12 protein-coding genes are annotated in these 13,965 nt (G+C 67.7%); 7 read left to right on the forward strand and 5 right to left on the reverse strand.

Features of this window, described 5'->3' with window-relative positions; all coding sequences use genetic code 11:
• Positions 1-1,034, reverse strand: a 1,034-nt coding sequence (locus A5745_RS15705) for a serine/threonine-protein kinase (protein ID WP_371336972.1), incomplete at its 3' end; no start/stop codon positions are given.
• A 309-nt stretch (positions 1,035-1,343) separates the two neighbouring features.
• On the opposite strand from A5745_RS15705, the gene A5745_RS15710 reads away from it, so the two are divergent.
• The 7 genes from A5745_RS15710 (at position 1,344) to A5745_RS15740 (ending at position 8,115) form a co-directional block, all read left to right on the forward strand.
• A complete protein-coding gene (locus A5745_RS15710; RefSeq protein ID WP_083662945.1) occupies positions 1,344-3,890 on the forward strand; it encodes an ATP-binding cassette domain-containing protein in 2,547 nt (848 codons plus the stop codon).
• A gap of 69 nt (positions 3,891-3,959) precedes the next feature.
• Complete coding sequence (locus A5745_RS15715) at positions 3,960-4,400, forward strand: DUF402 domain-containing protein (RefSeq protein WP_139329643.1); 441 nt, start codon at positions 3,960-3,962, stop codon at positions 4,398-4,400.
• Positions 4,401-4,436: 36 nt separating this feature from the next.
• A complete protein-coding gene (locus A5745_RS15720; protein ID WP_076117165.1) occupies positions 4,437-5,021 on the forward strand; it encodes a DNA polymerase ligase N-terminal domain-containing protein in 585 nt (194 codons plus the stop codon).
• Positions 5,018-6,016, forward strand: a complete 999-nt coding sequence (gene ligD / locus A5745_RS15725) for a non-homologous end-joining DNA ligase (protein WP_076117167.1) — start codon at positions 5,018-5,020, stop codon at positions 6,014-6,016. The genes A5745_RS15720 and ligD (A5745_RS15725) overlap by 4 nt, the downstream gene beginning before the upstream one ends.
• A complete protein-coding gene (gene ligD / locus A5745_RS15730; protein ID WP_139329640.1) occupies positions 6,013-6,915 on the forward strand; it encodes a non-homologous end-joining DNA ligase in 903 nt (300 codons plus the stop codon). The genes ligD (A5745_RS15725) and ligD (A5745_RS15730) overlap by 4 nt, the downstream gene beginning before the upstream one ends.
• Positions 6,908-7,687 carry an Fpg/Nei family DNA glycosylase gene (locus A5745_RS15735; protein WP_076117192.1) on the forward strand — a complete coding sequence of 260 codons (780 nt, stop codon included), beginning with the start codon at positions 6,908-6,910 and terminating at the stop codon, positions 7,685-7,687. The genes ligD (A5745_RS15730) and A5745_RS15735 overlap by 8 nt, the downstream gene beginning before the upstream one ends.
• An 11-nt stretch (positions 7,688-7,698) precedes the next feature.
• Positions 7,699-8,115 carry a hypothetical protein gene (locus tag A5745_RS15740; protein WP_076117169.1) on the forward strand — a complete coding sequence of 139 codons (417 nt, stop codon included), beginning with the start codon at positions 7,699-7,701 and terminating at the stop codon, positions 8,113-8,115.
• Here the strand turns inward: A5745_RS15740 and coaE are convergent.
• The 4 genes from coaE to A5745_RS15760 all read right to left on the reverse strand — a co-directional run bounded on the left by coaE (position 8,112) and on the right by A5745_RS15760 (position 13,920).
• Entirely contained in the window at positions 8,112-9,302 is a 1,191-nt protein-coding gene (coaE, locus tag A5745_RS15745; protein WP_076117171.1) for a dephospho-CoA kinase, read from the reverse strand. The two genes, A5745_RS15740 and coaE, sit on opposite strands and share 4 nt — an antisense overlap.
• A 12-nt stretch (positions 9,303-9,314) precedes the next feature.
• A complete protein-coding gene (gene rpsA, locus A5745_RS15750) occupies positions 9,315-10,760 on the reverse strand; it encodes a 30S ribosomal protein S1 (protein WP_076064799.1) in 1,446 nt (481 codons plus the stop codon).
• Between the two features lie 119 nt (positions 10,761-10,879).
• A complete protein-coding gene (gene polA, locus A5745_RS15755) occupies positions 10,880-13,564 on the reverse strand; it encodes a DNA polymerase I (RefSeq protein WP_139329644.1) in 2,685 nt (894 codons plus the stop codon).
• Between the two features lie 68 nt (positions 13,565-13,632).
• Complete coding sequence (locus A5745_RS15760; RefSeq protein WP_076064815.1) at positions 13,633-13,920, reverse strand: putative quinol monooxygenase; 288 nt, start codon at positions 13,918-13,920, stop codon at positions 13,633-13,635.
• Positions 13,921-13,965 lie beyond the last annotated feature (45 nt).

Below are 13,965 nucleotides of genomic sequence, written 5' to 3' on the forward strand. Positions count from 1 at the left end.
CGCCGCGAAGACAGGTTCGATCGGTGTCGGGACTTCGCGGCCGCCGTCAGCGAGCGGTTGGACAACGCCGCCACGGCTCGGATAGCCACGCACCGGCGGCGCGGCGCCCCGGCGCTCGTCGCGGCGATGAGCCACCGATGCTCGTCGAGGACCCGATGGGCGACCGCGCTGGTGTGCGCGGTGCTGGTCGCCGTGGCGGCGTTGTCCAACCGCTCGCTGACGGCGGCCGCGAAGTCCCGACACCGATCGAACCTGTCTTCGCGGCGTTTGGCGAGGGCCTTGGCGAACACGTCGTCGAGGTGCGCCAATTCCGGACGGTAATCGCTGAGCCGGGGCGGATCCTCGTGCAGGTGCTGGCTGATCACCGCGATCGGGTTGGAGTGCTGGAACGGTGGCGCGCCGGTGAGCAGATGAAATGCCGTGCCGGCCAACGCGTATTGGTCTGCGCGGCCATCGATGTTGGCACCGGTCAACTGCTCCGGCGCGGCATAGGCGACCGTTCCCACCGCGACATTGGTCTCGGTGATACCGCTGATGCTGCCGAGGTGGCGCGCTACACCGAAGTCCGCCAACAGGATTCGGCGTTCATTGTTCTCGGGATGGGTGAGCAGAATGTTGGCGGGCTTGACGTCCCGGTGTAGCAGGCCGCGATCGTGTGCGTAGTCGAGGGCGCCCGCGACCGCGTCGAGAACGGCGCACGCCTCGTCGAGAGGCATCCCGTCCCCGTAATGCTCCCGCACCAGCCGCGACGCGTCGGTGCCCTCGACGTAGTCCATGGAAATCCAAAGGTGGCCGTCGAATTCGCCGCGATCGTGCACGCCGACGATATGCGGGTGCCATAGGGTTGCCGCCAGATCGGCCTCACGATTGAACCGCTCCCGGAATTCGGGATCCGCGGTGACCGCCTCGGCGAGGACCTTGATCACGTCGCGCCGCGGCAGCCTGGGATGCAAAGCCAGATAGACCTCGGCCATCCCCCCGGCGCCCAGCGGTCGCAGGATGGTGTAGCCGGCGAATTTTGTGCCGCCGGCCATCGCCAGGCGCGGGCCACTGCCCTCGTTCGGGTCCGAGCTGATGGCCGGGGCGCGGCGAAATAGGTGCGCGCGCAACGCCTCTCGGGCCAGCCGCGGGTTGCGCAGCAGGCGTCGCCCGGCGGCAATGCGCCGGGTGGTTACTTTGTGCTCGTCTTGCTCGTCCGTCAATGGTTGCCCCCTCAAGCGCGCTCGGCCGGGCGCCTCCCCCGGCGCCCTTTCGGATGATGCCGGACGCGGATAGGCGTTGGGCCACCGGAGGTTATGAGACAGCTGTGAACACGAAACAAAGTGAAATCACAGCCGACTCTCATGGAGCCCACTCGGGCGACGGCCGATACTTGTGTGGTGAGTCGACCCGCCGCGCCCGCGCTGACCATTCGGCATGACGGGTCCCAACGTTCCTTCGCCGCGGGTCATGAGGTGGTCGTCGGGCGCGACCTGCACGCCGACTTACGCATCCCGGACCCGCGGATATCGCGCGCGCACTTGATACTGCGTTTCGATCAAGGCCGCTGGCTGGCCATCGACAACGGCTCGCTAAACGGGACATACGTCAACGGCTATCCGATGCCGGTCATCGACATCCACGACGGCCAGAGCATCAACGTCGGCAATCCGCACGGGCCCCGGCTGACCTTCGCGATCGGCCCGCAACACGGGCCGACCAGCCGGCCATCCCCGACGAGGGCGGTGCCGGATTCCGGGCCTCCCACGCTGGCGTGGTCGACGACCCAGGAGCGGACGAATCCGATCCGGCCGCCGGTGCGGCCGCCGCGACGACCGCCGGGCAACGAGCGGACCGTCGTCAACGCCGGCAGATTGGCCACTCCGCACCCGGCGCCGCCAAACGTCGAATCGACCGTGATCGATGCCAAGACGGCCGACGTGTCCAACCTCGCCACGCGCATGGTGAAGTTCCTGACGCCCCGCTCGCCGGCGGACGGCACCGGCATCACGATCGGCCGCGCCGCCGACAGCGACGTCGTGGTGTCCGACGTCCTGGCCTCACGCCGGCACGCGACCCTGGTGCAGACGCACCTCGGCACCGAGATCCGCGACACCAGCGTCAACGGGACGTTCGTCAACGGCACCCGCGTGGGGTCCGCGATCCTGACCGAGGACGACGTGGTCACCATCGGCAACGTCGACCTGGTGTTCCACGACGGCACCCTGATCGAACGCAGCGCCGCCGCGAACCGCACCGGCGGCCTCGAGGTGCGCGGCGTGAAGTACGTCGTCGACAACAAGCAGTTGCTCGACGACATCTCCCTGACCGCCCGGCCCGGGACGCTCACCGCCGTGATCGGCGGGTCCGGGGCTGGCAAGAGCACGCTGGCCCGGCTGATCGCCGGCTACGCCCGCCCCACCTCCGGGTCGGTCAGCTTCGAGGGCCACGACATCCACACCGAGTACGCGTCCCTGCGCAGCCGGATCGGCATGGTCCCGCAGGACGACGTGGTGCACCGCCAGCTGACGGTGAACCAGGCCCTGGGCTACGCCGCCGAGTTACGCCTTCCTCCGGACACCGGCAAGTCCGACCGCGCCAGGGTCGTCGCGCAGGTTCTCGACGAACTCGAGCTGACCAAGCACGCCGACACCCGCGTCGACAAGCTCTCCGGCGGCCAGCGCAAGCGCGCCTCGGTCGCCCTGGAACTGCTCACCGGGCCGTCGCTGCTGATCCTGGACGAGCCGACATCGGGTCTGGACCCGGCGCTGGACCACCAAGTCATGACGATGCTGCGCCAGCTCGCGGATGCCGGCCGGGTGGTGATCGTGGTGACGCACATGTTGTCCTACCTCGATATCTGCGACCAGCTGCTGTTGGTGGCGCCGGGCGGCAAGACGGCCTACTGCGGCCCGCCCGACCAGATCGGTGCGGCTATGGGCACCACCAACTGGGCCAAGATCTTCACCCACGTCGGCGCGGACCCCGAAGAGGCCAATCGACGCTTTCTGGCCCGCGCCGAGGCGCAGCGGCGGCCGCAGAAACTCGACAAGACCGACCAGCCGGGCGACCTGGGCGCACCGGTGCATACCAGTGTGCGGCGCCAGATCTCGACCGTAGCGCGCCGTCAGGTCCGCCTGGTCGTCGCCGACCGGGCCTACTTCGTGTTCCTGGCGCTGTTGCCTTTCATCCTGGGTGCGCTCTCGCTGACCGTGCCCGGCGACGTCGGGTTTCACGTCGCGGGCCCGCATGCCGGCACGCCGGACGAAGCCGCGCAGATACTCAGCCTGCTGCTGCCCGCCGCGGCGTTCATGGGTACCGCGTTGACCATCCGCGACCTGGTCGGCGAGCGCGCCGTCTTCCAGCGTGAACAGGCGGTCGGGCTGTCGACCACGGCCTACCTGCTGGCCAAGACCGGGGTGTTCTGTGGCTTCGCAATCCTGCAGTCGGCGATTACCACGGCGATCGTGGTGTTGGGCAAGGGCGCGCCGACGCGGGGCGCCGTGGTGCTGGGGAACGCCACCCTCGAGCTGTTCGCAACCGTCGCCGCGACGTGTGTGGCCTCGGCGATGCTCGGGCTGGCCGTTTCGTCGCTGGTCCGTTCCAGCGAGCAGATCATGCCGCTGTTTGTCGTGTCGGTGATGGCGCAGTTGGTGCTGTGCGGCGGGATGGTGCCGGTGACCGGGCGGCTGGGGCTCGATCAGCTGTCGTTTGCCACGCCTGCGCGATGGGGCTACGCCGGGGCGGCGTCGACGGTCGACCTGCGCCACCTGGTGCCCGGTTCGCTGGTCCCCGAGGACCGGTTCTGGCAACACACGCCGAAGATCTGGCTGCTGGACATGGGCATGCTGGCCGCGTTGTCGCTGTTCTATGCCGGGTTTGTGCGATGGAAGATCCGGCTGCGCCGCTGACTCATGCATCCGCCGAAGCACGAGACATTCGACCTGGTCGCCCGCACCAACACCGACCCGAAGGGCATCGTGCGGGCCGTCGACGAGTACGTAGTGCGGCCGTGGGGGCTCTACGTCGCCCGGCCCACCCCGGGCCGGGCCCAGTTCCATTACCTGGAGTCGTGGCTGTTGCCGTCGCTGGGCCTGCGCGCCACGGTGTTCCACTTCAACCCCGGCCACGAGCGCGACCATGACTACTACCTCGACGTCGGCGAATACACGCCCGGCCCGCGGGCGTGGCACTCGCAAGACCACTACCTCGACATCGAGGTTCGTACCGGGAGGGGAGCCGAGCTGGCCGATGTCGACGAGCTGTTCGACGCCGTCCGCCACGGCCTGCTGACTCCGGAGGTCGCCGAACGGGCGGTGCGGCGCGCGGTAGATGCCATCGACGGCCTGGCCCGCAACGGCTATGACCTCGCCCGATGGCTGGCCGGCAACGGCATGCAACTCACCTGGCGCACCGCCTAGCAGTTTTCCGCACCGGCCGAAGGGTATGCCTTCGGAATGCCCCTGAGCGAATATCGGCGCAAACGGCGCTCCGGTCTCCGAACCGGGAAGAGCCCCGAGCCGCGTGGCGAGCGGGGCACGAAGCGCCGCAAGGCCGACAAGCGGCCGTCTTTCGTCATCCAGCACCACGCGGCGCGCAGCGATCACTATGACTTCCGCCTCGAGATAGGCGGCGTGCTCGTTTCGTGGGCGATCCCCAAGGGGCCGTCGACGAATCCGAAGGACAGGCGGATGGCGCGCCGCACCGAGGATCATCCGCTCGACTATGCGACGTTCGAGGGAGTCATCCCGCGCGGCGAATACGGCGCCGGCGAGGTCATCGTCTGGGACCGCGGCACCTATGCCAACGCCACCAACTACGAAATGACGGAAGGCCTTGACCGCGGCCATCTTTCGTTCCGCCTGCACGGCGAAAAGCTGCAGGGCGGCTTTGCGCTCACGCGGATCCGGGAGGGCAAGGACGAGACCTGGCTGCTGATCAAACGCAGGGACGAGGACGCCGACGCGCGGCGAAAGCCGGTCAAGAGTCAGCCGGAATCGGTGCTGTCCGGCCGCACGCTCGACGACCTGGACGAGTCGTGACCCCGCTCGCCGGGTTGCCCGGCCCGGTACGCGCGGCCCTGCACGACGAGCCCGTGCCGGACTGGCGAGATCCCACGCTGGCCACCCTGACCGAGAAGCGCTTCTCCGACCCCCACTGGATCTTCGAGCGAAAATTCGACGGGATGCGCTGCCTGGCGTTTCGCGACGGCGATCGGGTGCGGCTGCTGTCACGAAATCGCCAGCGGCTCAACGGAACCTACCCGGAACTGGTCGACGCGCTCGCGGCCCAGCACACCACCCGATTCGTCGTCGACGGCGAGGTGGTGGCGTTCGAGGGACGCCGCACCAGCTTCGCCCGGCTGCAGGGGCGGCTGGGCATCACCGACCCCGAAGTGGCCCGGGCGTCGCGCATCCGGATCTACTACTACCTGTTCGACCTGCTGCACCTCGACGGCATGTCCACCACCGAGGTGCCGCTGCTCTGGCGTAAACGACTGCTGCGCAATGCGATCGACTTCACCGACCCGCTGCGGTATGCGCCGCATCGCGTCGGGGACGGCATCGCCGCCTACCGGGCCGCCTGCGCCCGCGGCGACGAAGGAGTGATCGCCAAGCGGGCTGACGCGGCGTATGAAGGCCGCCGCTCACCGAATTGGCTGAAGTTCAAATGCGTTCGCGACCAAGAGTTCGTGGTCGGCGGCTACACCAGCCCCAAAGGCAGCCGCATCGAGTTGGGCGCGCTGTTGCTCGGCTACCACGAAGGGCGCGACCTCGTCTACGCCGGCAAGGTCGGCACCGGCTTCGACGAGGCGACGCTGCACAGCCTGCACGAGCGCCTGTCGCCCATCGAGCAGGACACGCCGCCGTTCACCCGGGGTCTGGTGCGCGAGAAGAGCGCGCACTGGGTCCGCCCGGAACTGGTGGCGCAGATCGGGTTCACCGAGTGGACGCGTGACGGCAAGCTGCGCCACCCGCGCTATCAGGGTCTGCGCATCGACAAGGACCCCCGAGACGTCGTACGGGAGACACACTGATGCCAGTCGAAGTCGAAGTCACCCATCCGGATCGGGTGTTGTTCCCGGATCCGTCGTCGCGAAAAGGGATCACCAAGGCAGATCTGGTCGACTACTACGGCGAGGTGGCCGACACGATGCTGCCGCATCTGCGCGACCGGCCGCTGACCGTACAGCGGTTTCCGCGCGGCATCGGCGAACAAGGGTTCGTGCAGCAGGATTTCGCCGATTCGCTGCCGGACTGGATGAGCGGCGCCGAGGTCGCCAAGGAGGGCGGCACCCTTGTGCATCCGGTGGCCGACCGCCGAGAGGCGTTGCGCTGGCTGGCAAACCAGAACTGCATCACGTTGCACGTGTGGCAGTCGCGGCGGGATCGGCTGCACAACCCCGACCGGCTGGTGTTCGACCTCGACCCCTCCGACGCCGACTTCGCGGTGGTGCGCGCGACGGCCCGCGCGACCGCCGGCGTGCTCGATGACCTCGGACTGGCGTGCTACGTGCAGACCACCGGCTCCCGCGGGCTACACGTGGTGGTCCCGGTGCGTCCCGACACCGACTTCGACACCGCCCGGCAGTTCACCCGCGACGTCGCCGAGGTGGTCGCGGCCGACGATCCCAAGCACCGCACCGTGGAGGTGCGCAAGGACAAGCGCGGCGGCCGGGTGTATATCGACGTGATGCGAAACGCGTACGCGCAGACCGCGGTTGCACCGTATTCGGTCCGGGCCCGCCCCGGTGCACCGGTGGCCACCCCACTGGAGTGGGATGAATTGGACGCCCGAGGCCTAAGGGCCGACCGATTCACCATCCGCGATGTTCCCAAACGGCTGGCCGGGCAACGTGATCCGTGGGCCGACATGTCCCGTCATGCGCGCGCGCTGGGCGGCCCGGCGAAGCGGCTGGCGAAACGTCGTGCCTGAACTGCCTGACGTGGAAGGGTTTCGGCGCGAGCTTGCCGGCGCGCTGCCCGGCCGCCGCATTCGGCACGTAGAGGTTCGCGATCCCGGCATTCTGCGCAACACCACCGCCGCGGCGCTCGGACGCCGCTGCGCCGGGCACCGCTTCCGCACGCCACGGCGGCACGGCAAGTGGCTGATCCTGCCCACCGACGGCCCGACGCTGCTGGTGCACAGCGGGATGACCGGCCACCCGTACTACGCCGCCGACGACGCCGAGCCGAAGGGCTATGAGCGACTGGTGATGTCCCTGGACAAGGGCGAACTGCGCTACGCCGATCTGCGCAAGCTGCGTGGGGTGTGGCTGGCCGATTCCGACGACGACATCGCGCACGTGACGGGTCCGCAGGGCCCCGATGCGTTGGGCATGGACCTGAGGGCGTTTCGCGACGTGCTGTCCGGGCGGCACGGTCGGCTGAAGCCGACCCTGATGGACCAGTCGGTGATTGCGGGCCTCGGCAACCTGCTCGCCGACGAAATCTGCTGGCGGGCCCGGCTGCGACCGACCCTCCCCGTTGCCGACCTGGACGCCGACGACGTCAAGCGCCTGCACGCCGCGATGACGCAGGTGCTGCGCACCTCGGTGCGACACGGCCGGGTGCCCGGCCTACCGCGGTGGCTCACCCGGGTGCGCGACGAGCCGGACCCGAGTTGCCCGCGCTGCGGCACGCGGCTCACCCGCCGTCGCGTGGGGGGCCGGGCATCGGTGTGGTGTCCCCGCTGCCAGCCCGGGTAATCTCGGCAGTTATGAGCCTTAGCAAGCGCAGGGGGATGACGATCGCCGCCCTGACACTGGTTGCGGCCGGCGCGCAGCTAAGCCCGGCGACCGCGCGGGCGGATCTGCACAACATCACCTACCGAGCCAGGATCGACGCGCTGACGACGGGCAGCCAGGCCACCTTCGTGATCAACGGCGGCCAGACCAACACCACCAGCCTTCCTTCGATGCCGGGCAACGTGTTCGAAGCCAACACCGTATTACCCGACCCCGCGCAAGCCGGGCTCCGGATCGTCCTTCGTTTCCCGTACGCCGCGAACGTGCATTGCGAGATCGACGTCGATGACAACGTTTTCACGCAGGCCGACCAAATGGTCAGGCCCGCGCTCGGCAATGCCGATCCCAATAGCGGTGCGCTGCAGTGCGGCGCACCCCTGCCAGGTTAGGTGACCGGGCGGGGCCGCCATCCGGTCGAGTCGGCCCACTCCGATGCACGCCGGTAGGCGTCGAGAAACCACGGCTCCTTGGCCGCAACGTAAGCGTCAGTGTCGCCGTTCGCCCGCTTTTCGGCGTTGCGCTTGGCGGCCAGATAGTCGGCGCGGGCGTCGGGGTTGGCCGTCAGCCAATCCACGAACAGCAGCGCGAACTGCTGATTGGGCCAGCCATCCACCCGGAGATGCACATTCGTCGGCCGGCCGGGATCGGCCGACGCGTGAATCCGCTTACGCCACAACGCGGGATCGTCGCTGTGGGCCACGTCTTGCGTGATCGCGTCGATGCGCGGATATCCGACGGACAGCAGCGGCTCGGCGAGTTCGTCCGCCACCGCCAATGATTGGACGGTGATCTGGATGTCGATGACGTCCTTCGCGTCGAGGCCGGGCACGGCGGTCGATCCGATGTGGTCGACCCGCAACGCCTTGTGGCCGCAGGCGGTCTGCAGCCGGGCGACGATGCGCCGCGCCTGGTCGGGCCAGGCCGGGTCGGCCGGCACCAACCGGGCCGGCGCCCTGGCGATCTGGCGCTCCGCCACGTTATGGGCGAACGGCAGTATCCGGTTGTGCCATACGTCGCGCGCCCGCTGCTCCAAATCCGCCTGGCTGCCCGAATTGTCCAGCCACACATCGGCGACTTCGCGGCGTTGCTCGTCGTCGGCTTGCGCGGCGATCCGGGCACGGGCGTCCTCTTCGGACATGCCGCGCTGCTCAACCAGCCGTCGCAGCCGCACGTCGACGTCGGCGTGCACGATGACCACCAGCGGGAACAGCGGCGCCATTCCCGATTCGACCAGCAGCGGAATGTCTTCGACGACAACGGCATCGTCCGAGACGGCCGCGATGATTTCCGAGCGCCGCTTCGCCACTAGTGGGTGGACGATCCCGTTGAGCTTCTTGCGGGCCTCGTCGTCGGCGAAAGCCTTGGCGGCCAACGCCGGCCGATCCAACGATCCGTCGGCCAGCAGGATGTCATCGCCGAACGCGTCTACAAGTGACGCAAGCCCCTCGGTTCCGGGCTGGACCACCTCACGCGCAATGACGTCGCCGTCGACGATGATCCCGCCGCACTCCGCGAAGGTGGCGGACAGCGCGGATTTTCCGGCGCCGATGCCGCCGGTCAACCCGATGCGCAGCATCCGTGAACGCGATTATGCGTTGCCGGCGAGCTTTTCCCGCAGCGCGGCCAGCTGGGCGTCGCTGGCCAGCGACCCTCCGGCGGCCTTCTCGGGGGGAGCGCCGTTGCCGGGCGACTGGTCGCCACCGCTGGGCGCGGCGGCCTCGGCTGCGGCGAACTTCTCCATCTGCGTGGTGTGCATCTTGTGCCGGCGCTCCGCCTCGGCGTAGCGCGCCTCCCACTCGGTGCGCTGGGCGTCGAATCCTTCCAGCCACTCGTTGGTGTCCGGATCGAAGCCCTCGGGGAAGATGTAGTTGCCCTGCTCGTCGTAGCTGTCGGCCATGCCGTACTTCGCGGGGTCAAACTCCTCGGTGTAGTCCTCGTTGGCCTGCTTGAGCGACAACGAGATTCGGCGACGCTCCAGGTCTATGTCGATGACCTTGACCATCGCGTCGTCGCCGACCGCGACCACCTGGTCCGGCACCTCGACATGCCGCTCGGCCAGCTCGGAGATGTGCACCAGGCCCTCGATGCCCTCCTCCACGCGGACGAACGCGCCGAACGGAACGAGCTTGGTGACCTTGCCCGGCACGATCTGGCCGATGGCGTGGGTGCGGGCGAAGTGCCGCCACGGGTCTTCCTGAGTCGCCTTGAGCGACAAAGAAACCCGCTCGCGATCCATGTCGACGTCGAGCACCTCGACGGTGACTTCGTCGCCGACCTGGACCACCTCGGACGGGTGATCGATGTGCTTCCAGGACAACTCGGAGACGTGCACCAGGCCGTCCACACCGCCCAGATCGACGAACGCGCCGAAGTTGACGATGGAGGAGACCACGCCCTTGCGGATGGCGCCCTTTTGCAGCTGGTTGAGGAACTCGCTGCGCACCTCGGATTGGGTCTGCTCGAGCCAAGCCCGCCGCGACAGCACCACGTTGTTGCGGTTCTTGTCCAGCTCGATGATCTTGGCCTCGATCTCCTTGCCGATGTACGGCTGCAGGTCGCGGACCCGGCGCATCTCGACCAGCGAGGCGGGCAGGAAGCCACGCAACCCGATGTCGAGGATCAGGCCGCCCTTGACGACCTCGATGACGGTGCCCTTGACGGCCTCGTCCTTCTCCTTGAGCGCCTCGATGGTGCCCCAGGCGCGCTCGTACTGGGCGCGCTTCTTGGACAGGATCAGCCGGCCCTCTTTGTCCTCCTTGGTGAGAACGAGGGCCTCGACTTCGTCTCCCACGGAAACGACCTCGTTGGGGTCGACATCGTGCTTGATGGAGAGCTCGCGGGCGGGGATGACCCCTTCGGTCTTGTAGCCGATGTCGAGGAGCACCTCGTCCCGGTCAACTTTGACGATGGTGCCTTCGACGATGTCGCCATCGTTGAAGTACTTGATCGTTTTGTCTATTGCGGCAAGAAAGTCCTCGCTGGAACCGATGTCGTTGACGGCTACTTGGGGCGAGGTGACGGCGGGACTCGGCATGTTGTTGGGTTGCTCCGGACAGGTGGGGTCGTAGGGACAATTCGGGATTTACCTGTTGAGGCTACTCGACAGGGCACAAGCTGGACAAACTCGGGCTGTAATGCGGCGCTAATCCGGCTTCAGTGCGCCGCTGAGTCCCAGCTGCGGCCGTAGCCCACCGAAACCTCCAGCGGGACGTCCAGCGGGTAGGCGCCGCCCATCTTTTCGCGTGCCAGCGCTTCGACCTGTTCGTGCTCGCCAGGGGCGATTTCGAACAGCAATTCGTCGTGGACCTGCAAAAGCATGCGCGACGAGAGCCCGGCGTCCTTGATCGCCTTGTCGACCTCGATCATCGCCACCTTGATGATGTCGGCCGCGCTGCCCTGGATCGGCGCGTTGAGCGCCGCCCGCTCGGCGGCCTCGCGCACCTGGCGATTGCTGCTGTCCAGCTCGGGAAGATAGCGCCGACGGCCCAATACCGTTGAGGTGTAGCCGTCCTTGCGGGCCTGCTCGACGACGTCCATCAGGTAGTCGCGCACTCCGCCGAATCGGGCGAAGTATTGGTCCATCTGGACTTTCGCCTCCTCGGTGGAGATCTTCAGTTGGGCGGCCAAGCCATATGCGCTGAGCCCGTAGGCCAATCCGTACGACATCGCCTTCACCCGGCGGCGCAATTCGGCGGTGACTTCCTCGATCGGCACGCCAAAAGCGCGCGAAGCGACGAACGAGTGCAGGTCCTCGCCGGTGTTGAACGCCTCGATGAGGCCTTCGTCGCGTGACAGGTGTGCCATGATTCGCATCTCGATCTGGCTGTAGTCGGCCGTCATCAGCTCGGCCATCGGGCCATTGGGTCCCTTCCCGACCACGAACGCGTCGCGGATCTGGCGGCCGGCGTCGGTGCGGATTGGGATGTTCTGCAGGTTGGGTTCCGTCGACGACAACCTGCCCGTCGCCGCGATCGTCTGGTTGAACGTGGTGTGGATGCGGCCGTCCCCGGCCACCGAGTTGAGCAATCCGTCGACGGTGACTTTCAGCCGGGTGACGTCGCGGTGGGCGAGCAGATGTTGCAAAAACGGATGTTCCGTCTTGTCGAACAGCGATTGCAGGGCATCGGCATCGGTGGTGTAGCCGGTCTTCGTTCGCTTGGTCTTCGGCATTCCCAGCTCGTCAAACAGCACCACCTGCAACTGCTTCGGCGAGCCCAAATTGATCTGCTTGCCGATCACGGCGTACGCGGCCTCGGCGGCATCACGAATCTGGTCGCCGAATTGACTCTGCAGTTCGGTCAGCAGCCGCAAATCCACTGCGATACCGGCGTTTTCCATGTGCGCCAGCACCTGCTGAACGGGCAGCTCCATCTCGGCCAGCAGTGCCGTCGAGTCGATGCGCTCCAGCTCGGCATCCAGCGCATCGGCCAGATCCACCACCGCGCGGGCCCGCAGGATCACCGTCTGGACCGCTTGCTCGTCGACGCCGCCCGCCTCGTCCATGTCGTCGAGCAGCGAAAGTTGTTGTTGCTCAGGTGTTTCCGCGCGCAGTTCGCGACGCAGGTAGCGCAGCGACAGGTCGTCCAGGGTGAAGCTGCGTTGCCCTGGCCGCACCAGATAGGCCGCCAGCGCGGTGTCGGACGTGACCCCGCGAAGCGTCCAGCCGCGGCCCCAGAGGTCGTGCATGGCCAGCTTCGCCTCATGCAGCGCTTTGGGTTTCGCGGGATCGCCCAGCCACGCCCCCAGCGCGGCGTCGTCGTCGGGGGTCAATTTCGCGGTGTCGACGTACGCGCCTTCCCCGTCGGCGGCGGCGATGGCCAGCGCGGTCGCGTCCCCTTCGTAGGGCAGGTGCGTACCGACCACCGCCAGCCCGCAGCGGCGCCCGTCGCTGGCGTGCTCGGCCAGCCATTGGCCTACGGCGCTGGCGTCCAGCGCGCCGCCGCGCACGTCGAAACCCTCGTCGACCTCGGGCTCGACGGCGGCCAGCGTGTCGAACAGCCGGTCACGCAACACCCGGAATTCCAGGTCGTCGAAGAGCCGGTGGATCTGGTCGCGATCCCACGGCTGCAGCCGCAGCGTGTCCGGCGTCTGCGCGAGCGGCACGTCTTTCACCAGGTCGGTGAGTTCCCGGTTGCGCACCACGCTGGCCAGATGCGCGCGCAACGCGTCGCCCACCTTGCCGCGCACCGACTCGACGTTGTCGACCAACCCCTGCAGCGAGCCGTATTCGACGATCCATTTCGAGGCGGTCTTCTCCCCCACGCCGGGGATGCCGGGCAGGTTGTCGCTGGGGTCGCCGCGCAGGGCGGCGAAGTCGGGATACTGCGCGGGGGTCAGCCCGTACTTCTCGACGACGGCATCGGGGGTAAAGCGGGTGAGCTCGCTGACGCCCTTGCGCGGATACAGCACCGTCACGTCGTCGCTGACCAACTGCAGGGAGTCACGGTCACCGGTGACCACCAGCACGCGGTAACCCTCGTTTTCCGCCTGTGTGGCCAGCGTCGCGATCAGGTCGTCGGCCTCGAATCCCGGTTCCGCGAGGACCGTGATGCCAAGTGCGCCCAGCACTTCCTTGGTGATGTCGATCTGTCCGTGAAACTCATCGGGCGTCGACGATCGGTTGGCCTTGTATTCGGGGTAGCGCTCGGAACGGAAGGTCTGCCGCGACACGTCGAACGCGGCGGCGATGTGTGTCGGGGCCTCGTCGCGCAGCAGGTTGATCAGCATCGCGGTGAATCCGTATACCGCGTTGGTGGTCAGCCCGCCGCGGGTCTTGAAGTTCTCGGCGGGCAGCGCGTAGAACGCGCGGAAAGCCAGCGAATTGCCGTCCAGCAGCATCAGCGTCGGCTTGGTCTGTTCCTCGCTGGCGGTGCTCACGGCTCACACTCTAGGCACCCCTCGTGACATCAAGTGAGCCGCCGCTCGGCGGTCACGTCGTACTCGGAAACCGACGCGCGCACGATCAAGCCTTGCTGTTCGTCACTGGGTCCGCTGCCGCGGAATGCATCGACGGCGGCCCGCGACTCCCAGCGTTCGAAGATGCCGATGCGACTCGGATCGAGTAGGTCGGCGGCGATCGAGAAGTCGAGGCAGCCGGGCGTCCGGCGGGCTTGCCGCACGACGGCCTCACATCCGGCCAGATAGTCGTCTCGCCGCTGCGGCTCGACGACAAGGTATCCCGCGACGATCACCATCGGATGCTCCTTCGCTTGCCTCACACCTCCTATGACCTCCGACGC

It is taken from the genome of Mycobacterium sp. IS-2888, assembly GCF_001954215.1.
GTDB lineage: Bacteria > Actinomycetota > Actinomycetes > Mycobacteriales > Mycobacteriaceae > Mycobacterium.